General features: G+C 64.9%; 24 protein-coding genes and 2 pseudogenes. 9 read left to right on the top strand and 17 right to left on the bottom strand.

From position 1 onward, the window contains the following. Positions 1 to 2 precede the first annotated feature (2 nt). From choW to choX, 3 genes are all read right to left on the bottom strand, one after another. Positions 3 to 845 carry a choline ABC transporter permease subunit gene (gene choW / locus ACZ5R1_RS22545; RefSeq protein WP_027598621.1) on the bottom strand — a complete coding sequence of 281 codons (843 nt, stop codon included), beginning with the start codon at positions 843 to 845 and terminating at the stop codon, positions 3 to 5. Between the two features lie 116 nt (positions 846 to 961). Next, positions 962 to 1,900: a choline ABC transporter substrate-binding protein gene (locus ACZ5R1_RS22540; RefSeq protein ID WP_027598620.1), complete on the bottom strand. Its 939-nt coding sequence runs from the start codon at positions 1,898 to 1,900 to the stop codon at positions 962 to 964. Positions 1,901 to 2,170: 270 nt separating this feature from the next. Beyond that, positions 2,171 to 3,109, bottom strand: a complete 939-nt coding sequence (gene choX / locus ACZ5R1_RS22535) for a choline ABC transporter substrate-binding protein (protein ID WP_042134838.1) — start codon at positions 3,107 to 3,109, stop codon at positions 2,171 to 2,173. 466 nt (positions 3,110 to 3,575) lie between these two features. On the opposite strand from choX, the gene gbdR reads away from it, so the two are divergent. Next, entirely contained in the window at positions 3,576 to 4,673 is a 1,098-nt protein-coding gene (gene gbdR, locus ACZ5R1_RS22530) for a choline metabolism transcriptional regulator GbdR (RefSeq protein ID WP_464712736.1), read from the top strand. A 15-nt stretch (positions 4,674 to 4,688) separates the two neighbouring features. Here gbdR and ACZ5R1_RS22525 read toward each other — a convergent pair whose 3' ends face one another. The 3 genes from ACZ5R1_RS22525 to ACZ5R1_RS22515 all read right to left on the bottom strand — a co-directional run bounded on the left by ACZ5R1_RS22525 (position 4,689) and on the right by ACZ5R1_RS22515 (position 8,094). Beyond that, positions 4,689 to 5,474: an N-acetylmuramoyl-L-alanine amidase gene (locus ACZ5R1_RS22525; protein WP_464712735.1), complete on the bottom strand. Its 786-nt coding sequence runs from the start codon at positions 5,472 to 5,474 to the stop codon at positions 4,689 to 4,691. A 25-nt stretch (positions 5,475 to 5,499) separates the two neighbouring features. Next, positions 5,500 to 7,287, bottom strand: coding sequence for a diguanylate cyclase (locus tag ACZ5R1_RS22520; RefSeq protein WP_042134835.1), 1,788 nt, complete (start codon positions 7,285 to 7,287; stop codon positions 5,500 to 5,502). A gap of 177 nt (positions 7,288 to 7,464) precedes the next feature. Beyond that, on the bottom strand, positions 7,465 to 8,094 hold the full coding sequence (locus tag ACZ5R1_RS22515) for a thiol:disulfide interchange protein DsbA/DsbL (protein WP_027598615.1): 630 nt from the start codon (positions 8,092 to 8,094) through the stop codon (positions 7,465 to 7,467). A 201-nt stretch (positions 8,095 to 8,295) separates the two neighbouring features. Between ACZ5R1_RS22515 and yihA the strand changes: the two genes are divergently transcribed. Continuing rightward, on the top strand, positions 8,296 to 8,934 hold the full coding sequence (gene yihA / locus ACZ5R1_RS22510; protein WP_027598614.1) for a ribosome biogenesis GTP-binding protein YihA/YsxC: 639 nt from the start codon (positions 8,296 to 8,298) through the stop codon (positions 8,932 to 8,934). 188 nt (positions 8,935 to 9,122) lie between these two features. Here the strand turns inward: yihA and argC are convergent, their stop codons facing one another. Beyond that, positions 9,123 to 10,076 carry an N-acetyl-gamma-glutamyl-phosphate reductase gene (argC, locus tag ACZ5R1_RS22505; protein ID WP_042134831.1) on the bottom strand — a complete coding sequence of 318 codons (954 nt, stop codon included), beginning with the start codon at positions 10,074 to 10,076 and terminating at the stop codon, positions 9,123 to 9,125. Positions 10,077 to 10,337: 261 nt separating this feature from the next. Here argC and ACZ5R1_RS22500 point away from each other — a divergent pair, with 261 nt between their 5' ends. The 5 genes from ACZ5R1_RS22500 to ACZ5R1_RS22480 all read left to right on the top strand — a co-directional run bounded on the left by ACZ5R1_RS22500 (position 10,338) and on the right by ACZ5R1_RS22480 (position 13,654). After that, the gene (locus ACZ5R1_RS22500; protein ID WP_042134830.1) at positions 10,338 to 10,547 is read left to right on the top strand and encodes a DUF1127 domain-containing protein; all 210 of its coding nucleotides are present in this window, start codon (positions 10,338 to 10,340) and stop codon (positions 10,545 to 10,547) included. Between the two features lie 73 nt (positions 10,548 to 10,620). Continuing rightward, the gene (locus tag ACZ5R1_RS22495) at positions 10,621 to 10,941 is read left to right on the top strand and encodes a DUF2388 domain-containing protein (protein WP_007160027.1); all 321 of its coding nucleotides are present in this window, start codon (positions 10,621 to 10,623) and stop codon (positions 10,939 to 10,941) included. Between the two features lie 100 nt (positions 10,942 to 11,041). After that, positions 11,042 to 11,341: a DUF2388 domain-containing protein gene (locus ACZ5R1_RS22490; RefSeq protein WP_037006567.1), complete on the top strand. Its 300-nt coding sequence runs from the start codon at positions 11,042 to 11,044 to the stop codon at positions 11,339 to 11,341. 34 nt (positions 11,342 to 11,375) lie between these two features. Further along, on the top strand, positions 11,376 to 11,696 hold the full coding sequence (locus ACZ5R1_RS22485; protein WP_007160025.1) for a DUF2388 domain-containing protein: 321 nt from the start codon (positions 11,376 to 11,378) through the stop codon (positions 11,694 to 11,696). Continuing rightward, on the top strand, positions 11,693 to 13,654 hold the full coding sequence (locus ACZ5R1_RS22480) for a DUF7844 domain-containing protein (protein ID WP_042134828.1): 1,962 nt from the start codon (positions 11,693 to 11,695) through the stop codon (positions 13,652 to 13,654). Before ACZ5R1_RS22485 ends, ACZ5R1_RS22480 begins: the two co-directional genes overlap by 4 nt. A 108-nt stretch (positions 13,655 to 13,762) precedes the next feature. Here the strand turns inward: ACZ5R1_RS22480 and ACZ5R1_RS22475 are convergent, their stop codons facing one another. Then, positions 13,763 to 15,223, bottom strand: a complete 1,461-nt coding sequence (locus ACZ5R1_RS22475) for a YdgA family protein (protein ID WP_042134826.1) — start codon at positions 15,221 to 15,223, stop codon at positions 13,763 to 13,765. Positions 15,224 to 15,496: 273 nt separating this feature from the next. Between ACZ5R1_RS22475 and ACZ5R1_RS22470 the strand changes: the two genes are divergently transcribed. Further along, complete coding sequence (locus tag ACZ5R1_RS22470; RefSeq protein WP_464712734.1) at positions 15,497 to 16,168, top strand: nucleoside/nucleotide kinase family protein; 672 nt, start codon at positions 15,497 to 15,499, stop codon at positions 16,166 to 16,168. Positions 16,169 to 16,179: 11 nt separating this feature from the next. On the opposite strand, the pseudogene ACZ5R1_RS22465 reads toward ACZ5R1_RS22470, so the two are convergent. The 3 genes and pseudogenes from ACZ5R1_RS22465 to ACZ5R1_RS22455 form a co-directional block, all read right to left on the bottom strand. Next, positions 16,180 to 16,305: pseudogene (locus ACZ5R1_RS22465) on the bottom strand (helix-turn-helix domain-containing protein); the annotation flags it as partial. A gap of 142 nt (positions 16,306 to 16,447) precedes the next feature. Beyond that, entirely contained in the window at positions 16,448 to 17,023 is a 576-nt protein-coding gene (locus ACZ5R1_RS22460; RefSeq protein WP_042134822.1) for a PIN domain-containing protein, read from the bottom strand. Further along, positions 17,023 to 17,487 (bottom strand): helix-turn-helix domain-containing protein, encoded by a 465-nt coding sequence (locus ACZ5R1_RS22455; protein WP_042135427.1) that lies wholly within the window; start codon positions 17,485 to 17,487, stop codon positions 17,023 to 17,025. Before ACZ5R1_RS22455 ends, ACZ5R1_RS22460 begins: the two co-directional genes overlap by 1 nt. Positions 17,488 to 17,941: 454 nt before the next feature. Here ACZ5R1_RS22455 and ACZ5R1_RS22450 point away from each other — a divergent pair. Next, a pseudogene (locus tag ACZ5R1_RS22450) lies at positions 17,942 to 18,591 on the top strand (GlxA family transcriptional regulator); the annotation flags it as partial. Positions 18,592 to 18,696: 105 nt separating this feature from the next. Here the strand turns inward: ACZ5R1_RS22450 and ACZ5R1_RS22445 are convergent. The 6 genes from ACZ5R1_RS22445 to ACZ5R1_RS22420 all read right to left on the bottom strand — a co-directional run bounded on the left by ACZ5R1_RS22445 (position 18,697) and on the right by ACZ5R1_RS22420 (position 24,157). After that, entirely contained in the window at positions 18,697 to 19,323 is a 627-nt protein-coding gene (locus tag ACZ5R1_RS22445) for a TraI domain-containing protein (protein WP_042134820.1), read from the bottom strand. 196 nt (positions 19,324 to 19,519) lie between these two features. Continuing rightward, positions 19,520 to 21,037, bottom strand: a complete 1,518-nt coding sequence (locus ACZ5R1_RS22440; protein ID WP_042134818.1) for a conjugal transfer protein TraG N-terminal domain-containing protein — start codon at positions 21,035 to 21,037, stop codon at positions 19,520 to 19,522. A gap of 15 nt (positions 21,038 to 21,052) precedes the next feature. After that, on the bottom strand, positions 21,053 to 21,397 hold the full coding sequence (locus tag ACZ5R1_RS22435; protein ID WP_042134816.1) for a hypothetical protein: 345 nt from the start codon (positions 21,395 to 21,397) through the stop codon (positions 21,053 to 21,055). Continuing rightward, positions 21,394 to 22,728, bottom strand: a complete 1,335-nt coding sequence (locus ACZ5R1_RS22430; protein WP_115946406.1) for an integrating conjugative element protein — start codon at positions 22,726 to 22,728, stop codon at positions 21,394 to 21,396. The genes ACZ5R1_RS22435 and ACZ5R1_RS22430 overlap by 4 nt, the downstream gene beginning before the upstream one ends. Before the next feature lie 74 nt (positions 22,729 to 22,802). After that, on the bottom strand, positions 22,803 to 23,738 hold the full coding sequence (locus ACZ5R1_RS22425; protein ID WP_115946258.1) for a TIGR03756 family integrating conjugative element protein: 936 nt from the start codon (positions 23,736 to 23,738) through the stop codon (positions 22,803 to 22,805). After that, positions 23,735 to 24,157, bottom strand: coding sequence for a TIGR03757 family integrating conjugative element protein (locus ACZ5R1_RS22420; RefSeq protein ID WP_081875179.1), 423 nt, complete (start codon positions 24,155 to 24,157; stop codon positions 23,735 to 23,737). The genes ACZ5R1_RS22425 and ACZ5R1_RS22420 overlap by 4 nt, the downstream gene beginning before the upstream one ends. Positions 24,158 to 24,466: the final 309 nt, after the last annotated feature.

Here is a 24,466-nt window from a genome sequence, read left to right as displayed (position 1 = left end):
ATTTACTTAACCTCGCGAGGGGCGGGTTGCTTGCACACCCGGTCGAGCAGGATGGCGATCAGGACGATGGACAGGCCGGCTTCGAAGCCCAGGGCGATGTCCGCGGTGTTGAGGGCGTTCACCACCGGCTTGCCGAGGCCGTCGGCACCCACCAGGGCGGCGATCACCACCATGGACAGCGACAGCATGATGCACTGGGTGATGCCGGCGCCGATGCTGGGCATGGCGTGGGGCAGCTCGATGCGGGTCAGCAGCTGCCAGCGCGAACAACCGAAGGCCTTGCCAGCGTCCATCAGCTCGGCGGGAACGTCCTGGATGCCCAGGCAGGTCAGGCGGATCGGCGCGGCTACGGCGAACACCACCGTGGAAATCAGCCCGGGCACCACGCCCAGGCCGAACAGGGTCAGGGTCGGAATCAGATAGACGAAGGTGGGGACCGTCTGCATCAGGTCCAGGACCGGGCGCAGGCCGGTGTAGAACCAGGGCTTGTGCGCGGCGACGATGCCCAGCGGTACGCCGACGGCGATGCACACCAGGGTGGCGAAGACCACCTGGGCCAGGGTTTCCATGGTTTCCTGCCAGTACCCCAGGTTGAGGATCAGCAGCAGGGAGACGAGGGCGAAGATCACCAGGCCGATGCTGCGTTGCAGCAGATAGACCCCTACCGCGACCAGGGCAATGAAGGCCAGCGGGTTGAACCACATCAGGCCGGCGGTGAGGCCGTGGATGAGGCCGGACAGCACATCGGAGATCTTGTCGAAGACGCTGGCGCCATGCAGCGTCAGCCAGTCGATGAAGTCGGCGATCTGCTGACCGAGAGGGAGCTTGTGGTCGGTAAGTAACATAACGGTGCCCGTCAGGTAGGAGTGGACAGGTCGAAGCACGAGAACCGCGGATTCGTGCTTCGGCTGTGGCAGTACCCGCCCGAACTGGCGCGGGACAGTCGAATGTTATTGTTCTATCAAGGGGCCAGGGTGGCCTTGGCCGCTTCCAGCGCAGGCTTGCCATCGCGGGTGGTCACGCCGGCCAGCCATTGGTCGAGCACCTGCGGATGGGCCTTGAGCCAGGCCTTGGCGGCGGCGCTCGCGGCTTGTTTTTCGTTGAGGACCTTGTCCATCAGCTGGTTTTCCATGTCCAGGGTAAAGGACAGGTTGGTCAGCAGCTTGCCCACGTTGGGGCATTCCTGGACGTAGCCCTTGCGGACGTTGGTGTAGATGGTGGCGCCGCCGAAGTTGGGACCGAAGACGTCGTCGCCGCCTTCGAGATAGGCCATCTTGAAGCGGGTGTTCATCGGATGGGGTTCCCAGCCGAGGAAGACCACCCACTGCTGGCGGCGCTCGGCGCGCTGGATCTGCGACAGCATCCCCGCCTCGCTGGATTCCACCAGCTTGAACTTGCCCAGGTCGAAGGTGTTCTTGTCGATCATGCCCTGGATCAGGCGATTGCCGTCGTTGCCCGGCTCGATGCCGTAGATCTTGCCGTCGAACTTGTCGGCGTTCTTGGCGATGTCGGCGAAGCTCTTCACCCCGGCGTCGTAGACGTACTGGGGCACGGCCAGGGTGTACTTGGCGCCCTCCAGGTTGGCGCGTACGGTCTCGACACTGCCGTTGTCGGCATAGGGCTTGATGTCCGCCGCCATGCTCGGCATCCAGTTGCCGAGGAAGACGTCGATGTCCTTGTTCTGCAAGGACTTGTAGGTGACCGGTACGGAGATCATGTTGGTCGTGGTCTGGTAGCCGAGGGCGTGCAGCACCTCGCTGGTCACGGCCGTGGTCACGGTGATGTCGGTCCAGCCGACATCGGCAAAGCGCACCTTGGCACAGGAAGCCGGCTCGGCTGCCTGAACAGCGAGTGGCGCCAGCAGGGCAGCACTCAAGAGCCAACGGGAACAACCTTTCATGGACACATCTCCTTGCGTTTGGCGGGGTACCTTTCGGTGCGCCCCACGTGTATTTATCTGTAACCCATCCCCCCAGGCTCGCCTACCGCCTGCGTCGCTACCAGTGTACGCGGCGTCGTAACCAGAAGCGGAGATGTCGTATCCAGCGTGAGCCCCAGGGCACGTCCGCGCCCGGAGCGTTGCGGCAGAGCGAGAGAGGCGGGCAGCAGCGTCCATCGCCGTAGCGGAACGCTGGCCAGAGGCGTTGGCGTCGGCCGGAGCGGCCTTGGATCAGTTGGCCAGACTGGCCTTCACCGCCACGTTACCCGGCGCGCCGCTGCGGGTGGCGACGCCCTTGAGCCAGGCGTCGAGGCGTTCGGGATTGTGCTTGAGCCAGTTGCGCACGGCGCGGCGCGGATTGTCCTTTTCGTTGAGCACCCGATCCATCAGCTGGTTTTCCATGTCCAGGGAAAACACCAGGTTGCCCAGCAGCCGGGCCACGTTGGGGCACTGCTGGGCATAGCCCTTGCGCACCACCGTGTAGACCGTCGCCCCGCCCTGGTTCGGCCCGAAATACTCGTCGCCACCGTCGAGGTAGGCCAGCTTGTGCCGGACGTTCATCGGATGGGGTTCCCAGCCGAGAAAGACGATCCACTGGTGGTCCAGCAGTTCCTTCATCCGCACCTGGGTGAGCATGCCCTGCTCGCTGGATTCATCGAGCTTGAAGTCGCCCAGGCCGAAGGCGTTGCTGGCGATCATCTTCTTCACTAGGGCATTGCCGTCGTTGCCGGGCTCGATGCCGTAGAGGGTGTGATCGAAGCGCTCGGCGAAGCGGGCGATATCGGCGAAGTTCTTCACCCCGGCGTCATAGACGTACTGGGGGACCGCCAGGGTGTAGCGGGCCCCTTCCAGGTTGGCGTGCAGGCGTTCGACCGCACCCGCATCAACCCGCGGCTGACTGAGCTTGGCCTGCGCCGGCATCCAGTTGCCGAGAAAGACATCGGCTTCGCCCGCGGCCAGGGCGTCGTAGGTCTGCGGCAGGGACAGGCGCAGCACCTCGGTCTCGTAGCCGAGGGCGCTGAGCAGATAGCGGGCCGTGGCGTTGGTGATATTGAGATCCGACCAGCCGACATCGGCCAGGCGTACTTGCTGACAATTCTCGGCTTCGCCTGCCTGTACGGCAGCGCTCAGCAACAGACCGGACAACCACAGCGCTGGGGAGATTTTCATCCTGAACTCTAGGGGTCGCGAGGGGAAGGGCCGCTGGCCGCTGCACGTACCGGTCCGTCTGACCCGGGGCCTGGTGGCTTTTCGCCATAAGTGGCCAGAAGGGCGACGGACGGTCGTAGGGCCTGACCTACAACCGTGCCCGTTGAGTCGCCATGCCACATTTTGGCGCGCGTCGGTTACGTCCCGGTGTTACCGATGGCGTTTATCTGGCGAAGTGCCATCGGCAAAGGGTCGGTCTCGGATCAGAAAGGTCGCAAATAAAAACCCTAGCTAATCAACGTCATTGAGCGCTGCTGAATGGGTTGTTCGTGCCAGACAGCTTGCCTGGACAGGGGTTCACCCAGTTTCGGCATGGGAATTGCGACATGACTTATGCGTCCGCGACACATCTTTCGCCCAACGTTGTCCGCCGCACCTCATTAGAGCCCAGCCAAGGGCCCCAGCCTGCGTGAAGGAGATTCAAACCATGTCGCCCATTCCCACCTCGTCACAGGCCCGTGCGATCCAGTCCATCGGCTTTCTGCTGCTGGACAACTTCACACTCATTTCCCTGGCGTCGGTGGTGGAGCCGCTGCGCATGGCCAACCAGCTGTCGGGACGGGAACTCTATCGCTGGTGCACCCTGAGCCTGGACGGCCGACCGGTGCGGGCGAGCGATGGCCTGCAGATCACCCCGGAAAGCGCCGTGAGCGCCGCCCCGGTGATGGACATGGTGATCGTCTGCGGCGGCGTGGGCATCCAGCGTAGCGTGTCGCGCGAACATTGCACCTGGCTGCAGAGCCAAGCGCGCCAGGGCCGCAAGCTGGGCGCGGTCTGTACCGGCAGCTGGGCCCTGGCCCGGGCCGGCCTGCTCGACGGCTACGACTGCAGCGTGCACTGGGAAACCCTGGCGGCCCTGCAGGAAGCCTATCCGCGCGTGGTGCTCAGCACCCGCCTGTTCACCATCGACCGCAATCGCTGCACCGCCTCGGGCGGCACCGCGCCGATGGACATGATGCTGCACCTGATCGGTCGCGAGCATGGCCGCGAGCTGTCGGCGGCGATCTCGGAAATGTTCATCTACGAGCGCATCCGCAACGAGCAGGATCACCAGCGCGTCCCTCTCAAGCACATGCTGGGCACCAACCAGCCCAAGCTGCAGGAAATCGTGGCGCTGATGGAAGCCAACCTCGAAGAACCCATCGACCTCGACGAACTGGCGGTCTACGTGGACGTGTCCCGACGCCAGCTGGAGCGGCTGTTCCAGAAGTACCTGCACTGCTCGCCGTCGCGCTACTACCTCAAGCTGCGGCTGATCCGCGCCCGGCAGCTGCTCAAGCAGACCACCCTGTCGATCATCGAGGTGGCCTCGGTGTGCGGCTTCGTCTCCACTCCGCACTTTTCCAAGTGCTACCGCGAATACTTCGGCATCCCGCCGCGTGACGAGCGCCAGGGTCCGACCATCCAGCAGCCCATTGCGCTAATGCCGCTGTCCCAGGAATTGTCGCTGATGCCGGCCTCGTCCGCGCTGGCGGCCCTGAGCCAGGCCCAGGGCGAATCCACCTTTGCCAGCGTGCGGCTGTAAGCCGCCTGCGGCCGCCTAGCGACCGCTGGGCAGGCTGAGCAGCAGCGCCGCCGTCTGCAGATCCGGCTGGCCGTCGAAGCGGCCCGGCCGGTACTTCATCTGGAAAGCGCCGATCACATCGCGGGTGGCCGCATCGAGCACGCCAGTGCGGGGCACCGTATAGCCGATCCGTGCCAGCTGATCCTGGAACCAGGCCGGGGGTGGCAGCACGCCCCCCAGGCTGGCCTGGCGCTGGGCGACCACCGCCGGATCCGGCCAGTTGATCAGGCCCGCGGCGGCCAGGCGCGCCCAGGGAAACAGCGGACCCGGATCCTGCTTGCGCCCCGGGGCGATGTCGCTGTGGCCAACGATGGCGCGGCGATCCAGGCCGTGGCGTTGTTCGATGTCCTTGAGCAGCGGGATCAGCGCCTCGATCTGGGCTTCGCTGAAGGGATACCACTGGCGTCCGGCCGGGGTGTCGCGAAAGCCCAGGTTGACCATCTCGATGCCGATGGAGGTGGAATTGAGCCAGGTGCGGCCTTCCCATTCGCTCACGCCGGCATGCCAGGCGCGGCGATTCTCGTCCACCAGGCGATAGATGGTGCCGTCGGTATCGATCAGGTAGTGGGCGCTGACGCCGGCCTGGGTCAGCAGCTTGAGCGACTGCTTGGAATCGGCCGCAGTGTAGTGCAGCACGATGTACTGCACCCGACTGTCCTGATCGCGGGCGGTGTAGTCGTCATTGATGCGCGGACCGCTGGAACAGCCGGCCAGGAGCAGGCCGCAGAGCAGCCAGGGGAGGAGCTTGAAGGGCTTTCGCACGATTACCTCGCGAACGTGGAAGGGGTCAGGCCACGTCCAGGCGATCGCGTCCGGCGCGCTTGGCGCGGTAGAGCGCCTGGTCGGCACGCTCGAATACGGTATCGGCATCCTCGCCCGGCGCAAAGGCCGCGAGACCAGCGGACAGGGTGATCACCACCCGTTCGCCCTTGAAATGGAAGGGGCAGGCGGCGACCGCGGCACGCAGCTGCTCGATCAGGGTGACCCCGCCGGCGACCGGCGTGGCACCCAGTAGCATGACGAATTCCTCGCCGCCGAAGCGGGCGATGAAGTCGGTCTTGCGCAGGCGACGCTGCAATTCGCTGGCGATGATCTTGAGCACCTTGTCACCGGCCAGGTGGCCGTAGCCATCGTTGATGCGCTTGAACAGATCGACGTCGAGCACCGCCAGCAGCAGGTCGCCGCCGTGGCGCTGCCAGCGGGCCACCTCCAGCTCCAGGCGCTCGCTCCAGGCGGCGCGATTGGGCAACCCGGTGAGGGGGTCGCAGAGGGCTTTCTGCCGCTGTTCTTCCAGATGGCCGCGATACTGCTGGGCCTCGCGCTCCATGCCGGCGACGCGCTCGGTGAGAGCGCTGAGTCTTTCGCTGGCTTCCTGCTCGCGGGTCTCGCGCTGGCTCTGCTGGTCGGCCAGGCTGGTCAGCAGGCCTTCCAGGCGGCTGTCGAGCGACAGCTTGAGGCTGTCCAGGTCGGTCGCCTCCTGCACCTCGTTCTGCAATTCATTGACCTGGCCACGCAGGGCGTCGCCAAAGGCGCGCTCCTGGGTCTGGCCGTCCTGGCGCCCGACATGGACGTCCTGCAAACCGGTCTGGAAGGCGGCGAGGCGCTCGTTGAGGCGGCGCAGGTAGAGCTGGAATTCGCTCTGCCCGGAATGGTTGAGCGCCAGCACCAGCACCGACAGATCGTCGAGCACCGGCACCAGTTCGTACCAGTTCAGACTGCCCTGGATGCGCTGGCGCAGGTGCTCGGCCTGGGGCTTGTGGCTGTCCGGCAGCGCCAGGTCGTCGAGCAGCCGCAGCAGGGTGGCTTCCAGGTGCGGGGCAATGGCGCTGTAGCCGGGTTCGGGCACCGGGGGCAGGGCATAGGCCGGATCGGCCTGGACTGCCAGGGGCTCTACAGGGGCTTCAGATGGCGCAGCGGCTATACCTTCGACCGGCAGCGGCGGCGGTTCGGGCGTTGCCAGCGCCTCCGTCGCTGGCGAGGCTACTGGCGCCGGCGAGGCGTCTGTAGCTAGCGGACTCGACGCGGTCGCCGGCGCCTCTTCCGCCGCCTCGCCTCGACCGCCCAGCAGGCGCTGCAGGAAACCGGCGCGGGCGGGCTGTTCGGGGTGCAGCTGACTCAGCGCCTGTTGCTGCAGACGGCTGAATTCACCGAGCAGCGCGGGCAATTCACCCGGTTGGTCGGCCGCGGCCTGGGCGCGCTTGGCGAAACCCTTGAGCGCCTTGCGCTGGTCGCGCGGCAACTCCAGGGTCTGCAAGAGCCGGCAGAGTTCGGCAAAGGCCTCGGCCACCTGGCGCGCACGCAATTCCCGGCGCTGCTCGGAGTCGAGCACAGTGCGCTCCAGGCGCGGAATCAGCTTGGCGAGGTCGGCGTCGCTGTCGTCACGGCGGAGGATGTCGCGCAGTTCGACCAGGCAGGCGTCCACCGCCGCGTCGTTGCCTTCGGCGGCCAGGCTGCTGCGCACGAGGCCACGACGCACCAGGTCCAGGCGGTTTTCCCACCGGCTTTCCAGGCGTTCGAGATTCTCGAGGCTCTCCAGGTATTTGCTTTTCCAGCGTTCGACGTCCGCGCGCTCCATCCGCCCGCTCCAAAGGCTTGAGGGTGGCCAGCAGGCAGGCACGACGGGGCGGCCAGCCGACTTGATAGTGGCTAGGGTATCGGCGGTTTCGGGGAAAGTTTGAGCAGGACGACCGGAGGCCGCTTGAGAGGGACGAGCTGAGGAGCCGCCGCCGCGGGACGCGGCGGCGGGTAACGCTTACTTGGCGGCGCGTTCTTTCTGGATCAGGAAGTCGGCGACCTTCAGGGTCTCGTCCGGACCACCCGAGGAGCCCAGGTCGAAGCGGTACTTGCCGTTGACCACCATGGTCGGCACGCCGGTGATCTGGTAGGCCATGGCCAGTTTCTTGTCCTTTTCCACCTGACCCTTCACGGCGAAGGAGTTGTAGGTGCTGAGGAACTTGTCACGATCCACGCCTTGGGTGGCGAGGAAATCGGCCATCTCTTCGGGGGTGGCCAGCTTCTTGTGCTCCTTGTGGATGGCGGCGAAGACGGCGTCATGCACCTTGGCTTCCACGCCCATGGCTTCCAGGGTCACGAACAGCTGACCGTGGACGTTCCAGATGCCGCCGAACATGGCCGGCACGCGCTTGAAGGCGACGTCATCGGGCAGCTTCTTGGACCAGGCGTTGAGGGTGGGCTCGAAGGCATAGCAGTGCGGGCAGCCGTACCAGAACAGCTCAACTACTTCGATCTTGCCGGGTTCGGACACCGGAACCGGACTGCTCAGTTCGGTGTACTGCTTGCCGGCCTGGATGTCGTCGGCATGGGCGGCCGCGCCGAACAGACTGGCGGCGGCGAACACGGCGGAGAAAAGCAGGTTGCGCATGGGACTACTCCTGGAAGAAGGCACGCCCACCAACCGGGCATGACGGATTGCGGGCATTGTAGCCGGGTGCATCGCCGCGCCTAGTCGCCGGCGCGCCCGAGGCCGGCCATGTTCAGGCTTCGTTCAGGTTGCCGGGGGCACGGCTCTCGCCCGGCGCATCCGATATACTGCTGGCTTTGCCGCGCGCTCGCGAGTACCCCCATGTCCAGCTTCAAGAATCCCATCGTCGGTCTGTGCCAGCAGGCGTCCTTTCTCATCAGCGCCGCCAAGGTCGATCAGTGCCCGCTCGACAGCGGCCTGGAAGTGGCCTTCGCCGGTCGCTCCAACGCCGGCAAGTCCAGTGCGCTCAACACCCTGACCCACGCCAATCTGGCGCGTACCTCCAAGACGCCGGGGCGGACCCAGCTGCTCAACTTCTTCAGCCTCGACGACGAGCGGCGCCTGGTGGACCTGCCCGGCTATGGCTACGCCAAGGTGCCGATTCCGCTCAAGCAGCACTGGCAGGAGCACCTGGAGGCCTATCTGAGCAGCCGCAATTCGCTCAGCGGCGTGGTGCTGATGATGGACATCCGCCATCCGCTGACCGAATTCGACCGCCTGATGCTGGACTGGGCCCAGGCCAGCTCCATGCCGCTGCACATCCTGCTGACCAAGGCCGACAAGCTGGCCTTCGGCGCCCAGAAGAATGCCCTGCTCAAGGTGCAGCGCGACGTACGCCAGGGCTGGGGCGATACCGCCAGCATCCAGCTGTTCTCGGCGCCCAAGCGTCAGGGCGTGGAAGACGCGCAGCGTGTGCTGGCCCGCTGGCTGGGCCTCGACGAGCCCGTCGCCGAGGCATAAAAAAACTCCGGACTTCCATCGGGGGAGGGGAGAAGTCCGGAGTTCAAGACTGGACCGCCAAGCAGGGGTCCAGCATCTGCCAACACTAAACAGCAAAGGAGCAGAACGGCTATCCAAACCGTTCAGCAGTTCAGACGGGGCGCCAGGAAAAAGGTTCGCCCCGTCCGAGCAGAAAGCCGGCGCCCTGACTAGCGGCCGCTGGCGAGCCCCAGACCCTCGTCGGCGCCCAGGTGCACGTTCATGCACTGGACCGCAGCACCTGCCGCGCCCTTGCCCAGGTTGTCCAGGCGCGCCACCAGCGTCATCCGCTCGGCATTGCCATAGACGAAGAGATCGGCGCGGTTGGTGTCGTTGCTGGCCTGGACGTCGAAGAAGCCATTGTCCAGCTCCTCCTCGGCGGCCACCGGGGCCACCCGAATGAAGGCTTCGCCGTCATAGTGACGGGCCAGCGCCGCCTGCAGGTCGGCAGCGGTGGTGCCCGGGCGCAGCTGGCTGGCATGCAGCGGAATGGTCACCGCCAGGCCCTTGAGGAAGGGGCCGACGATGGGGCTGAACACCGGCGCGGCGGCCAGACCGCTCTGCACGCGCATTTCCGGCAGGTGCTTGTGGCCCTGGCCCATGGCATAGGGGCGCGGACTCAGCAGGCGCGCATCGCCGCCGGCTTCGTAGGCGGCGATCATCTGCTTGCCGCCACCGCTGTAGCCGGTCAGGGAAAAGGCCGACAGCGGGGTGTCCGGGGCCAGCAGACCGGCATCCACCAGCGGCCGGGCCAGCAGGATGAAGGCGGTGGCGTGGCAACCGGGGTTGGCGATGCGCTTGCTGGCGCGCAGCGCTTCGCGCTGACCGGCCGCCAGTTCCGGCAGGCCGTAGGTCCAGCTGCTGTCGGTGCGGAAGGCGGTGCTGGCGTCGATGATGCAGGTGTTGGGATTGGTCACCAGGCTGACCGCTTCGCGGGAGGCGGCATCGGGCAGGCAGAGGAAGGCCACGTCGGCGGCATTGAGGAAGCGCGCACGCTCGGCCGGATCCTTGCGCTTGCTCTCGTCGATGCGCAGCAGTTCGATGTCCGAACGGCCGGTCAGGTAGTCCAGCAGACGCAGGCCGGTGGTGCCTTCCTGGCCGTCGACGAAAACTTTGAAGCTCATGGCGGTGCCTCTCGCGGATGGGCGCTGAAAGCCTCGATTGTAGCGACTCGGACAGATCAGGCATACGCCGCAGGCAGGTGATACAGCCGTATCCCGTCCGACCGGCGCAGTGAGCCGTGCCAGAGTGGTTCGGACAGGAGTGACAGGTACAGATCCGAGATTTGGAATTTTGTACGGATACAGTATTCTTTAGCTGTAAGTGGTCTGGTTCCACGTCAGCGGCGAAGCTGAGTCTCCTCTGCCGCTTCGCTGGATATCGCCATGGATCGCCTTTCGCCCGACAGTGCCATTGCCCGCTCGGTCTCCCCTCGGCGCGGATGCCGCGCCCTGTTCGCGCTGCTCGTCCGCTGGCGCCTGCGTGCCCTGGGCCGGCGGCAATTGCAGCAGCTGGACGGCCGGGCGCTGGGCGATCTGGGTCTGAATCTGGCGGATCAGCGGCGGGAAGGCGACAAACCCTTCTGGCGGGAGTGAAAATCTGCGCCGGGATGCGACTTCCTCGGGCTGACGGTAGTCTCACTCAGGCCTATCCAGACGGGAGTCCCCCATGAAAACCCTGCACCTGGGCGCCGCCGCGGCGCTGTTCTGCCTGTCCACCGCCGCCTCGGCGTCGAGCTTCTATGTCACCACCGACATCATCGTCAACGCCATCGATGCGACCTCGGACACCACCTCGTCCATCACCGGCTCCTTCAAGAACGACAAGCTGGTCCAGGAAGCCCGTGACGATGCGGCCACCTACGTCGGCAGCGCCGGCGACATCCGCGGCGTACGCCTGGAAGCGGCGCTGGACCACCTGCGCAGTCAGGCGCCCGAACTGCGGCAGGCCAGCGATGACCAGCTGGCCCAGGCGATTCTCGCCATCTGACGCGCAACACCGCGATACCCCCCGTACCCCGTGGCTGCTAGCCCGGAGCGGGGGGCTGCGTTAGCCTTGGCGACCATCTGCCACCGGAGGGTCGTCATCCATGCATATCCGTCGTTCTGCCGCGCTGTTGCTCGGCCTCTGTCTCGCCACGCCGGTCCTGGCGTTCGACTCCACCACCGAGGGTCTGGTGAAGACCATCTACGGCACCAGCCAGCTCACCACTGGCCCCTTCCAGAACAAGCTGGTCCTGGCGGCGCGTGACGATGCCGCGGCCTTCGTCGCCACCGACGGCGCCCTGCGCGGTGCTCAGCTGGAGGAAACCCTCCGCGCCCTGCGCGCAGCCGATCCGGCACTGCACGCCTCCGACCGGGAACTCGCCCAGGCGATTCTGAGTCAGTAGTCCGTTTCAATTCCGTGACATCCCTGGAGTATCCATGCGCCGTTCCCTGCTTATCGCCGCTGCCCTGACCCTGGGCGTTTCGAGCCTGGCTCAGGCCCAGACCCTGGTGGCCACCAGTAACATCGTGGTGCGGGCGCTGCAGCGCAGCATCGACTTCACCTCCGATACCACCACCTCCATCCGCGACGCCAAGATGATCCAGGCCGCGCGCGGCGATGCCGCCAGCTTTGTCGCCACCGACGGCGACATCCGTGGCGTCCAGCTGGAAGAAGCCTTCCGCAGCCTGCGCGACCAGTTCCCGGCCGCGCGCCAGGCCAACGACCTGCAGCTGGCCCAGGCCATCCTGGCACTGTGAAGAACCGCGCCGGCCGGCTGCGGCAGTGGCTGGCCGGCCTCGCGGCCGGCCTGGCTCTCGGTGGGGCCCAGGCCGCCCTGCACCTCGAACTCGATACCCAGGGCCTGACGCCCGCGCAGATCCAGGCGACCCAGCAACTGCTGGATGAAGGCCAGGCCCTGCTGCCACCCAGATTCAAGGCGGCGCTGGACGAGCGCATCCCGGTGCGCTGGAGCAGCGAGCTGCTGGAAGAGGCCTATGGCGAAGCGGATCGGCGCAATCTGCTGCTCAATCGCCGCCTGCTGCCCAGCCTGGTCGACGGCAGCGACACCCGCATCCAGACCGGCCGGCCCCATGGCACCCAGCACCGCGAGCTGCTGGCCACGGTGCTGCACGAGCTGACCCACTTCTATGACCGCGAGCGCGTCTGGACGCCCGCGCAGCGCCAGCTGATCCTCTCCTGCGGCGGCCTGGGGCTGACCTCCGACCAGCTGCCGGTGAAATGCCAGGGCCAGGCCGGGCGCAGCTATACCCTGTCCGACGATCCACGGCTGCTGGACCTGGCAGGCTGGCAGGTGAAGACCCGCAAGCACGGCAATCGCGAGTCCAAGAATCTCTTCATCGCCCGCAGTCCCGATCTCTATGAAGTCACCAACCCGAAGGAATTCGTGGCGGTGAACATGGAGTACTTCCTGCTCGACCCCAGCTACGCCTGCCGGCGGCCGGCGCTGCAGCGCTACTTCGCCGAGCACTTCGGCTGGTCGCCCGAGCACGATGCCTGTCCGGGGCGCTATCCCTATCTCAACGCCGGCAACGACTTCGGCGAGGCGCCCCTGGGCTGGCTCGATCCGGAGCGGGTCTATGCGGTGGACTACCTGCTGGCCGAGGGCAACGAGAAGGTCATGAGCCGCTGGGGGCACAGCATGCTGCGCCTGGTGGTCTGCGCGCCCGGCCGGCCGCGTGGCCCGGATTGCCGACTGGATCTGCAATACCACCTGGTGCTGTCGTTCCGCGCCTTCGTCAACGACGTCCAGCTCTCCAGCTGGCGCGGCCTGACCGGCTCCTATCCGTCGCGGCTGTTCGTGCTGCCCCTGGCCCAGGTGGTGGACGAGTACACCAAGGTGGAGCTGCGCGGCCTGCAATCCGTGCCGCTCAAGCTGACCCGTCCGGAGATCGCCGACTTCCTCGAGCGAACCGCCCAGGTGCACTGGAGCTATGACGGCCAGTACTACTTCGTGACCAACAACTGCGCGGTGGAGACCTTCAAGCTGCTGCACGACGGGGTGCCGCGCCTGGCCGATGCCCAGCTCGATGTCATCACCCCCACTGGGTTGATGGATGCGCTGAGGTTCAAGGACCTGGTGGACACCTCGGTGCTAGACGATCCACGTGAGGCGCTGCGGCTGGGCTATCGCTTCGACAGCTTCCGCGAGCGCTTCCAGGCGATGTTCAAGGTGGCCCGAGAGCGCCTGAAGCTGCCCCAGGCGGATGTCGAGGCCTGGCTGGCACTGACTCCGCAGCAGCGTCGCGAGCAGTTCCAGCGCGCCGACCTGCGCGCCAGCGCCGCCTTGCTGCTCTTGGAGCAGGCGGCCTATCGCCGGGCGCTGCTGCAGGCGCAGACCGAGCTCAAGGATCGCTACCTGGGCCAGGACGCGGTGGACAAGGCGCGTTTCGGCAAGGCCGGTGGCGCCCTGGAGCAGATCCTCAAGGACAGCGGCTACCTGAGCCGTCCGGCCGAGCTGCTCGGCACCGACGGCTATGGCCTGCCGCAACCGGGCGAGTGGGAACAGTTGACCGCCGAGAGCCAGAAGCGCCAAGCGCACCTGCGCAGCCTCCGGGACACCCTCAACAACGAGGTCCGCCAACTGCTCTCGCCGGAGGCCCGCGATGGCCTGGACCTGACCGAAGCCAACCTGGACCTACTCGGCAAGCACCTGCGTGAGCTGAACAAGGCCAGTGGCGGGTTAGAGCTCAAGTAAGGCGGTTAAAGCGTTGGGCTTCGCGTTGCTCAATTCAACCTACGAGATTGGTGACGTAGGTTGAATTGAGGCGGCTCTATCGCCGAAGCCCAACAGCCCAAGCATCCGCTAGCGCTTCGGCGCCTTACCCTGGGGTTTGGCGGGTGCCGCGGGTTGCGGGCGCTCCAACAAGGCCAGCAGCTGTTCTGGCGGGACTTCCTGGCCGTTGAGCAGCAGCCGCCCAGCGCTGTAATTCAGGGTAGCCACCAGATCCTCGCCTTCAGCCTTGAGCAGGCCGCTGTTCAGGCCGATGCCGGCCAGCGCTTCGGCGGTGGCCTGAGCCTGCTGCTGCATGGCCGGCTGGGTGCGCTGGGCGCCCGCCTGGAACAGCACGCCATCCACCAGGCTGCCCCGCGCGACCGACAGGCGCGCATCGAGACCGGCCAGCATCTGGGCCGCGAGTTGCTCGGGCGGCAGATCGTAGGTCGCCGGCTTGGCCAGGGTCAGGTCCAGGCGCAGGTGGTTGCTGCCGCCTGGGGTGTCGAGACGCAGATCATCCACCACCAGCTGGGGACGCGCGGCGAGCACATCGCCGAGATGCTGCTGCAGGGTAGCCTGGGTGGTGGGGTCGAGACCTTGCTCGGTATCCAGCTGCAGGTGCTGCAGCAGGGCATTGAGCTGAGCCAGGGCCGGGCTGTCGAGATTGCTGTAGTGACTGCTCAGGGTCGCCTTGCCCAGGGTCTGGCCGGCGATATTAAGCTGACTGAGGCTCGCGTTGAGCGTACCTGCCAGTTGCTGGCCCTGTTGCCGGGTGTCGCCCTGAATCTGCAGATCCCGCAGCTCGACTGCGGGCTTACCGGGCATGGCCAACAGCAGGCGGCCGAGACGCAGCTGCCCTGGACCAAGCCAGAAGCCATCGGCATTGCGACGGTTGTCGCCGGTCAGGCCGAAGCCTTCGGTCTCCAGCTTGGCCCAGCCATCCGGCGTGCGCACATTAAGGCTGAATTGCCCGACGGTGCTGTCCAGGCGCAGCCGACTGGCTTCCATGTCGGTATTGAAGGTGGCAGTCAGGCCGGAGAAGGCCACCGCGCCCTGGGGCTGGTCCACGTGCAGGGCGGCCAGGGCGAGACCGCCATCCACCGCGCGGTCGTAGCCCAGGGTGGCGTCGAGCTGTACAGGTTCGGCGCCCTTGGCCAGGGTGAAGAGATCGGCCGTGACCGGCGTGCGCGCCAGGGTGAAGCGGTTGACCGCCATGACCGGCGCCAACTGCAGGGACTTAAGGCGGGTCAGGGGGAGGGGGCCATGCTGGATGTTGTCGAGCACCCGCAGCACCTCTACGGGCGGCCGATCCTCGGCCTGTACGCTCAGACTGAAGGTGGCGGTGCTGCTGAAGATACCCCGCTGCAACTCGACCAGCTGGAGCTGCAAGGGGTACTCGGGGAGTTGCGCCTGCAGAGCCAGCTGGGCCTGGCTCGCGGCCTGGCGCAATTCGCCTTCCAGCCGAGTGCCGGTGTACCAGGCGCCACCCACGGCTGTGCCGACGGCGACCAGGGCCACACCGGCGAGGGTGGTAAGTAGCGGTTTCTTCATGGTGACCAAATCCTTTTGTATGAGGCTCACGGCGGCGCGCGGCCGATAGGAGGCGGAGTGTACGAGAGCGCCGGGTGGATGCCGAGGGGGAGCAGCCGGTATCGGCTCGCCGGGCTGCAGACTGTGATGGCTTTCCGACCATGCCGGCGCCGAGTCGACGACCAGCTCCGCTGGGTGCTAGCGTGCCGCGATCCCCACTGCCGGAACCTCCGCCATGACCGCTCTCCTGTGCCTGCCTGCCATTTCCATCCTTGCGCTGCCGGGGGTGCCGGCATGAGCAGTCAGCGTCCGGTCGAGGGCCTGCAACTCCCCGCTGAACTCCTGGCCCGCGCCGAGGCGCTGCTGGCCCAGGGTGGACGTCGCCTGCTGGGTATCGCCGGTACTCCCGGCGCGGGCAAGTCGACCGTCGCTGAACTCTTGGCCGCAGCGCTCGGCGAGCGCGCCGTGGTGGTGCCCATGGACGGCTATCACCTGGCCAATCGCGAGCTGGCGCGTCTGGGCCGCGCCCAGCGCAAGGGCGCGCCGGACACCTTCGACGCCCGCGGCTATCGCGCCCTGCTGCAGCGGCTGAAGGCGCCGGTGGCCGGCGAGACCGTCTATGCGCCGCTGTTCAATCGCGAGATCGAAGAGCCCATCGCCAATGCCATTCCGGTCCACGCCGAGACCCAGCTGGTGATCAGCGAGGGCAACTACCTGCTCTTGACCCAGGCGCCCTGGAGCGATGTCGCCGAGGTGTTCGACGAGTGCTGGTATGTGCGTGTCGATCCTGAAGAGCGTCGCGAACGGCTGGTCGCCCGCCACATGCACTTTGGCCGCAGCCGTGCGGACGCCGAAGCCTGGGTGGAAAGCACCGATGAGCCTAATGCACGACTGATCGACGGCGACCGGGCGCGGGCGGATCGGGTGGTGGAATGGCGGGATGGGGCGGCTGCCGGGAAGGCCTGAGCCTGTGCCCGCTGCCATTCGGTCGGGCTCGCGCCGGTGATGCGGCGAAAGGCGCGGGCCAGGGCCGAGGGACTATCGTAGCCGACCTCGTCGGCGATCAGCGCCAGGGGGCGGCGCTGCTGCAAGCGCTGATGCGCACGCGGGCGAATCATCAGCATGAGGCTAGGCTCGACCAAGTCCCGCCGCTCGCCCCGTGCGGTTTCGAAGCTCAGGCGTCCGCCGCGCAGCAGATGGACCTGGCCCGCACCTACCGGCCTAGAGCTCTGGCCCTAGCAGAGGTCAGATCAATGACTCGAAGTTGGAGAGATGCTTAACGAGCTCGGGGAGCTGCTGCTTAAGCAACGTATCGAGTAGCTCGCAGGGCGTATGGGTAGGGTTCTTCAAAGAAGCACGCTGTCTTCGGGCCGCTTCAAGCACAGCTGCTTGATCCAAGTCCCAGATGTCGGACAGGAAGACGTCGGGATGCAACGCCTCGATCTCGAAGCACTTGAGGATTTCAGCAGGAAAATCCCTGAGGTTATAGGTGACGATGACCGAAGCACCGCATTTGATGGCAGCGGCTAATACATGCCGGTCGTCTTCGTCTGGTAGGTCGAGCCCTTTCACCAAAGGCTCATAGTCCTTCACAAGACAGTCAGGAACTGCCCGATTCATGAGTTCGACAGTGCGATCGAGCTGCGCGCTTGTCAGGTCGGGACGGTTCTTCAGCACGTTTCTCGTCCACTCATCATGGATCTGCTCGGACCAGCGCGCTCGATACGCTCCAGTGAGGGCCAGTTGCATCAGCAAATCGCGCAGAGGTGCGGGGTACAGAACACAGGCATCGTAGATGACAGTGAACGGTGAATGTCTCATCAATACCCCATGTTAAGCGCTTGGGCTTGCGCAGCCAGTTCTTCCATAGCGTCCTGACTCGCCCTATCACGGTCAGCTTTGTAGACCATGAGGTCGGTGAACCTAATACGTCGATGGCTACCGGTTTTGGTGTGCGGAATCTGGCCTTCGTCCAGCAGCTTAACGAGATGAGGGCGCGAGACATTGAGCATGTCGGCACATTCTTGGGTCGTCAGCTCTGCATGAATCGGCACTACCTTCACGGTGTTGCCTAAGGCCAATTCGCTGAGTATGTCCCCGAGCAACTTAAGCGCGAGCGTAGGTAGTTCAACAACCTGGCGTTGCTGGGCCTCATCAACCAGTTCAATACGCTGAGTATCTAGCTTCGTTGAAACGAAAGCAGCGATCTGACGGCTTGATTCAGTAGCCGTAGCGATTGCTTTTTCATCCGGGAGAATGGTTCGAGCAAGATCGGCGGTGGTCATGATGTATCTCCCAAAGGCAACGCACATTCCTGGCGTCTCATACGCCACTAGCGTTTATAGTCGAAATAAACGAAACGTGCAATATTCGAAATAAACGAAAGAACGTTGATGCCTACTTATCACTGCTGGAGTGACATGCACGTCGACCACTGATACCTGCCGACCGCGGGAGGCGGCCGGCAATCTTGGTCAGGCAACGGGGATGGGGTTGTCGGCCAGTGCCTGGTTGAACCGGTTGATCAGCGCATGCTCCTGCGGGCCGGCATTGGCCCGCAGCGGCACCACACGATCCACTAGCACCTCGGTCTCGGCAGTGACCAGCTTGTCCAAAGTCTAGGAGACGAAAGCGTCCAGTGGCATGGCGCGGCTGTCGCCAGCAGTTGCTGGTGGAGACTAAGCCCTGGCCATCGAGCCGTTGCTCACACTGCTGGATTTCGTCCGCTTGGCCGGCGCCCAGGCGCGCCGCACAGCGGGGATCTGTACCTGTGGCTTTGCGCTGGTCGCGGCCGGTCTACTCCACCGGCGCCGGGCTACCACCTATTGGTCCTTCGCACGGGCCATGCAGGATCGCTATCCACAGATCCGTGTCGAGGAGGACCGCATCTTCATCGTCGACGGCCCCGTGTGGACCACCGCCGGCCTGGACCTGGCGCTGGGCATGGTGGAAAAGGCTTGGATATGGAGGTAGCGCGCTCGGTGGCGCATCGGCTGGTCATGCAGCAATTCCGCTCTGGCGGCCAGACTTAGCATTCAGAACTGCTGACCCTGATGCCCAAATCGGATCGGATTCAGACCGCGCTCGCATACGCCCGGCAGCACCTGGGCCGCCCCCTGAGTGTTGAGAAGCTGGCCGAGGTGCCTCACCTGAGTCCGCGGCAATTTAGTCGGGTGTTTATCGCCGAGACGAGGTAGTCACCGGCAAAGGCCGTCGAGGGGCTGCGCCTGGAGACGGCACGTTTGATGATAGAGCAGCCCCGTCATTCCCTGGAAACGGTGGCGCGGGAGACCGGCTTTCGCAATCACCGCCATCTGCGCGGATTGTTCATGCGCGGCTTCGGCGTGCCGCCACAGATGATCCGACGCGACGCCCGTCGTCTGGCCTAGCCCAGGCCTTAAACGTTTCACGTGGAACCTGGCAGGTAGCGTTGAAATGGCCTATCCGCATGCGCTATTCAGGCTGCGACTTAGCTTAGAGCCCCTTACGCGCGCTTAACAGGAGGCTTGATCTGCCACAGCTTGAGCGGCCTGAAAGGCGAGATCTCCCAGGATGTCTGCGTGCGCTTCCTGGCCGCTCATCATGTACAGCATCTGTGTCCAGAGCACATCGTAGCTTGAGAGCCAGGTGAGCAGCTCCGGATCCAGCACGTGGACGTGGAGCAGTGCGGTGGCCGCGGCTTGTAAGCGATAGGGCCGCTCATCCGGATAGTGAACGCGATAGGGGCGCTGCAGCGGGCCCTGCCAAGGCCGCCATGGTGTTCCGTCATCGTGTTCTACGCGGAGATCAACGACCAGCTTACCCAGATCCTGCAGCAGCACGGCGTAGACCACCGCGGCCGTCCAGGCTTCGGCTTGCTCGGCCTGCTCCTCGGGTGGCGCGCCGGCAGGTAACAGGCAGGCCTGGCGCAGACGAAGTGCGCAGATGACGCGGTGAAGCGCCTGATCGAGCATGCCTCCGGCGTACCGGTAGTGCCCGTCCTGTGAAGCGGGAAATTCCTGAACCAAATGGGCGTACCGCTGCAGGGGAGCGAGGTACAGCTGTGCGAATTGCTCGCGCGAGACCGCGGTGCGCTGCCAGATTTGTTCGACCAGGACAGTGCGCGCAGGACGCGCCAACAAGACGTCTCCTGGCAGGGGGTGACGTAGGCGTTGAGCCGAATCTGTCGTAGGGCCTGGATCAGGCGGAGAGGCGTCGGTGCGACGATTGAGCCAATGTCTGAGCAGGCTGAGGTCTCTGGTGGCTAATCGCATCACCTGATGGAAAAAGCGTATGTGCTGGTTCACGGGTGGTACCTCGTGCGTCAGGAGTAAGCCTTTACTGCATCCCTTGTCGCAGCGCTTGGGTTCCCTTGCCGCCTGCGCCTCGTGCATCTTGGGTGGCCGTTGCCAGCGCCTGAAGGGCCGCACCGGCCCGTAAGCCTGCCCAGGTCAGAGCCGTTATCCAGAACGTTGGAAAGGCGATGAACATGGTGGCCATGACGAAATTCAGCAGGAGGTCACCGAAGGCGTTGTTCAGGCCGATCAGTGGATCGAAATTTCGATGGGGACGTCCGGCGCCAAAGCCCCAACCATAGAGAGCATCCAGGATGGTGCTGTCTAGCCAACGGGCCAGCTGAAACCAGAACTCCACGAAGAAGAGCGCAAACTGCACGGTGCTAAGCGTCAGCGTGGTCTTGAGGTCGTAGGTGCCTATGACCAGCAGCAAGGGAAGGCCAATCACCAGCGCCATCTTCAGCAGTGACAGCACCATCGGCAGTGCCTGACGCACGACGTCCATGGCTGGAAAGAACCCCAGGGATCCCAAGGCTAATCCCGTGTCGCCCGCCAGGCGTGCGGCCATGTTGGGCAGCGACATATCCACCTGACCACCATAGTCGCTATAGACCTGTCCCTGATTGAGCTTCTGCTGGCGCGGCGCGACGACAGTGCGTATGACCGCATCGTCTACGGTCTGCCGGGAGACAAAGCCTGCCCAGTGTGCCAAGCGGTTCAGCAGTCCAGCATCGACCTGGGTCAGCAATCGCTCGCGCAGCCCGCGCCCCGGATCGGACCACCATTGGCGACAGGTTGGGTAGCCCGCGCCATTCGCGCCCGGTGCCAGGCCCGCATCACGGGTGGGCTCGTAAGGCCAGGCCTGGCGAGGGGTGCGTGCGCGGTCAGTGTCGTAAAAGCCAGGTGAGTTGAGAAAATAGCGAGAGCCGATCCAGGTGACGTCATAACGCTGATCCGCAGCCAGGCCCGGGCGCTGCATGAACAGTCGGGCGCGCGAGGGGCCGTAGCACTCACGGGTAAAGTCGGCTACTTCCTGCGCGAGCAGTGGATCGGCAATGCGTGTGGCATCGAGCTCCATACGGATCTGTCGCAAGTCCGTACCGCAGGGAATGGCCGCGATGGCCGCGCCGGTGACGGCCTTGGACAGCCCATGCACGAAGAACCACCAGACCGGTATCAGGGCCTGCTGTCCATTGAGCTGGGTATAGCTCAGGGCCCAGCCCGTCTTGGAAGGGGCTGCCACATCGACCTGGCATTGGCGGGAGCGGGTCATATCAAACTGAAGGGTGTTTAGCGATACCGGGATCATGGGAATCGCTGCAAAGGCGATGATGCCGATCGCCAGGAGCATGCGGCTTTCGATGCGTCGGGTAGAGAGCAGGCTCTGCTGACTTTCATCCGCACTGATGGTGCGGGTGTGCAGCCATTCCTGGATCACGATCAGCAGAAAGGGCAGCGCAAAGAGACCGCTGGCCAGCAACAGATTCCAGATGCCGTTATGGATAAGCCAGCCGACCAGGGTGAGGTAGTACTCGAGGTAGTCCGTGGTGTAGAGCGTCATGGCAGGGTGTCCTCACTACACGGCGTGGGTCCAAAGGCGCCATTCCGCAGCCGCCAGCGTCGACAGGGCGAGGCCTTCCAGCAGGTACAGACGTACCAGCTCACGCGATGACCTTTCGCGGGCACGTACCCGTTGGTGCAGCCCATACCAGCCCCACGCCGTGAGGCCATACAGGCACAGCCGCCACAGCAACAGGAGCATCGCGTGCGCCTCCAGCCAAGCGGTCCAGGCCTGTAGTCGGTCTAGGGAGGGTTGGCCGAATTGTGGTGCCAGGAGGAACACCACCAAGAGCACCAGCGCGGCCAGTGAGCGACGCCGCAGGCATTGTTTGCGGACCGCACGCCAAATGAGTTGCCTCATGGCGCATCCTCCTGAGGAGCCTGAATCACATCCAGGCGGCGGGGCGTGGCATCACCCTGGAAGATGCCGCCTGAGCGAGCGGCGCGTTCGCGTTGGCGATCTACCACACGCGACGCCGCATTGGTCGTCAGCGTCCTGCGCAGCTCCAGCTCGGTCTTCAGGTTACCGACCTCCTGGGTCAGGGTTTCCTGCTCGGTACGAAGGGTGCGCGTGGCGATCTCATTTGCGGCGACGTTGGGCTCCTTGAGCCCGGTCAGCAGCAACCGCTGGAGCAACAGTGCTTGCTCCACAACGCGTGACAAGGCCACCTCGGAGGCAAGACGCTCGCTTAGTACATCTCGGTCCGGCTCATCGCGTAAGGCCTCGATGACACCTCGGGTGACGGGCAGTGCGCGGCTACCCGCAGCGGCAAGCTGCTCGGAGGTGGTGGGCGTGGTGCCTGCCACGAGGTCGCGCAGCGCGCGCAGGACCTTGTCGTACTCCTCCTGGATCAGCGGCGTCAGGCCTACGCCGGGTGTGGTTTGGGTCTTGGTGCACTGCGTACAGGTTCTGAGTTCGCGCTCTCCCAAGACTCGATTGGCCCAGGCTGTCGCGGCGTGGGGCGACGGCCAGACCTGACAGATCAACCGGTCGTGGCACTGCGCGGGGTCCAGGTCGGTGGTCTCCTGAGCATTTCGCCCGTTGAGCAGGTTGTAGCCTGCCCGGGTGACATCGCTAATCAGGCGGATCGGGGGCTGATCACGTCCTCCCGCTGGCGCGCCGGCCACCCAGGGCACGCCCTGCTGACCCCCGCGGGTTTCAGCCTGCTCGACCGCGGACACTCCGTCGCGACTGGCAAGGGTTTGCTTGAGCGCCATGCCTTCGGCCAGCTGATCCCATCCGGCGCTTCCGCCTGCAAGATCTGCCATGCGACCGGCCAGGGCGCGGCAACTGGCCTTGGAGCGATCGAAGTCCAGGCGCGCCTGCAGGATGCCGTTGGTGAGGAGGTTATACAGGGCAGGATCTGCCCGCTGGATGATGAGCGCGGGCAGTGAGGCCACCGCGCTGGTGGCGTTCTGGATGACGTTGTTCATCAGGCTATGAAAGCCGTTGGTGACGCCATTGAGCTGATTTTGCACCGTGGTCGACAGGCTCATGTCGCCACAGACCAGGTTGCTGTTCCAGCCAACGCCCACACCCAGGCTCTCCATGTTGCCCGCCGGGCTCATGGACACCGCCCGGCCGCCGCCGATGCTGTAGAACACCTCGTCACTGAAGATTGGTCCGCTGAGGTTGATGCCTGTGTTATCCAGGCGAAGTGATTGCGCGCTACTGGTGGTGAGCAGCAGCATGCCTGTGACGAGGTGCAGAGCCCGCCAAAGGCCCATTCGATGAGAAGGGGTCATGGAGATACCTACTGAGATCGCTACAGAAAGTCCTGGCTGCCCAGCAGCACCTGGCCCTGGCGCTCACAGCAGGCATAGGGGCGCCACAACGCCCAGGCGTAGTCGCCCTGCATGGCCTGTGGCCCTGCTTGGTCATGCGGGAACACCACGCAGGTGGACGAAAGCCGAGGCGCCAAGGGCTGCCACCTACCGGTTTGGGCATCGCCCTCTTTGAGCGGGCCGGCGGGCCAGTAACCCGGTTGCGGCTGCGCCCGCAGCGGCTGGTAGACGTGGGGCTGTCCCTCGCGTGTGACGATATCGCCTGCGCGCTGGGCGATGACGGCAGCGCCCTTGTAGTCATCGGCTTGATGCACAAAGCCGGTCCGGGGATAGACGGTGCCCCAGAGGTTGGCTTGCGCGCGGGTGCCAATCTCCCGTAGGCCGGGTGACACCGCTTCAGGATAGGCGCGCTCGGGTATGCCATATCGCCAGGCCAGGGTATCGAGCGTGCTGAGCAAATAGGGTTTGAACGGTGTCCCGGCGCCACCGCAGGTGTAGCCAAACTGGCCGGCATACTGACCCAGGGCGGCAGCGCCGGGATGACCGATCACATCCGCATTCTTGAATAGGGCAAGGTTGTTTTCATGCACCTCGGCGCTGGTTCCTGCGCCGCCTGAGCGTGCCATGGCAGTCGCCGGACTCAGTGCACGCAGGGCCTGCCACGGGTTTTCACCGGTGTTCGAATAGCTGGCAACGACGGCGTCCGGAACGTAATGCCTGACCTTGAGCGAGGTGCGGACGCTACAGCCGCTTAAGGTGCAGTAAAGCCAGTAACAGATGCCGACAACGCGGTACTGCAGGCAGTCGGGTGAGGCCACCGAAGCCACGATCGCCGGGGTATCCAGCGCCAAAGCCGCGGTCGTGCTGGCAAGGGTGCCGGCCAGCAGCAAAGGGCGCAGGCGAGCAGAGCGCTTCATGGCCGGCGGCCCAGCTGGCGTTCGATACGTGCCACGGCCCGGGCCACGTTCGTATCGCCATAGACGACGTAGCGGTGATCAACCACTACGGCCGGCAGGTGAGTAAGGCCCAGATGCCAGGCCTGTAGGAGGTCTTGGTAGGCATTGGCCAGTTGCGGGGCGAGGGCCGGCGTCTGTTCCAGACGATGGCGAACCCTTTGTTCAGCAGTCGTAAGGTTGGGTGGTAGGTCTCGAGAAAGCGCTTCTTGCAGCCACGAGGCCTCGTCGAGCAGAACGACACGGGCACCTTGAGTCTGGGTAAGTGGATGGTGGCGGTCCGTATAGGCCACAACGTCCACAGCCTCTGCGCGAAGGCAGGCTAGCCCCAGGACCAAGGGTCCCAGACAGGTAGGGCGATACCGGGCATTACGATGGGTCATGGCGGCAGTCGTCTCCAGGCGCGGGGATATGCCTAGTTCAAAAGACGACGAAGCCGAGTACCAGAAAGAATAGGGAAGCGGGCCTTACCGGATTTTTTAGCGACGTTTTTGCTTGAGCGCGCATGCGGTCAGCACCGGAGAACATCCTTTGTGAGCTGCAGTGATCGACGCTCAACGAAAATTCAATTGGCAGCGGGTCTGGACCTCACTGCCCCATGCTGCGTTGTAAGGCTGAAATGAGCGCCAGGCCAGCGCGCAATCGCTCGTAGGTATAGTGCGTTATGCGCCAAACGGCGGTAGTGTATGCGT

The organism is Pseudomonas sp. Pso3, assembly GCF_055393275.1.
This window is presented reverse-complemented; position numbering and strand designations above follow the sequence as displayed.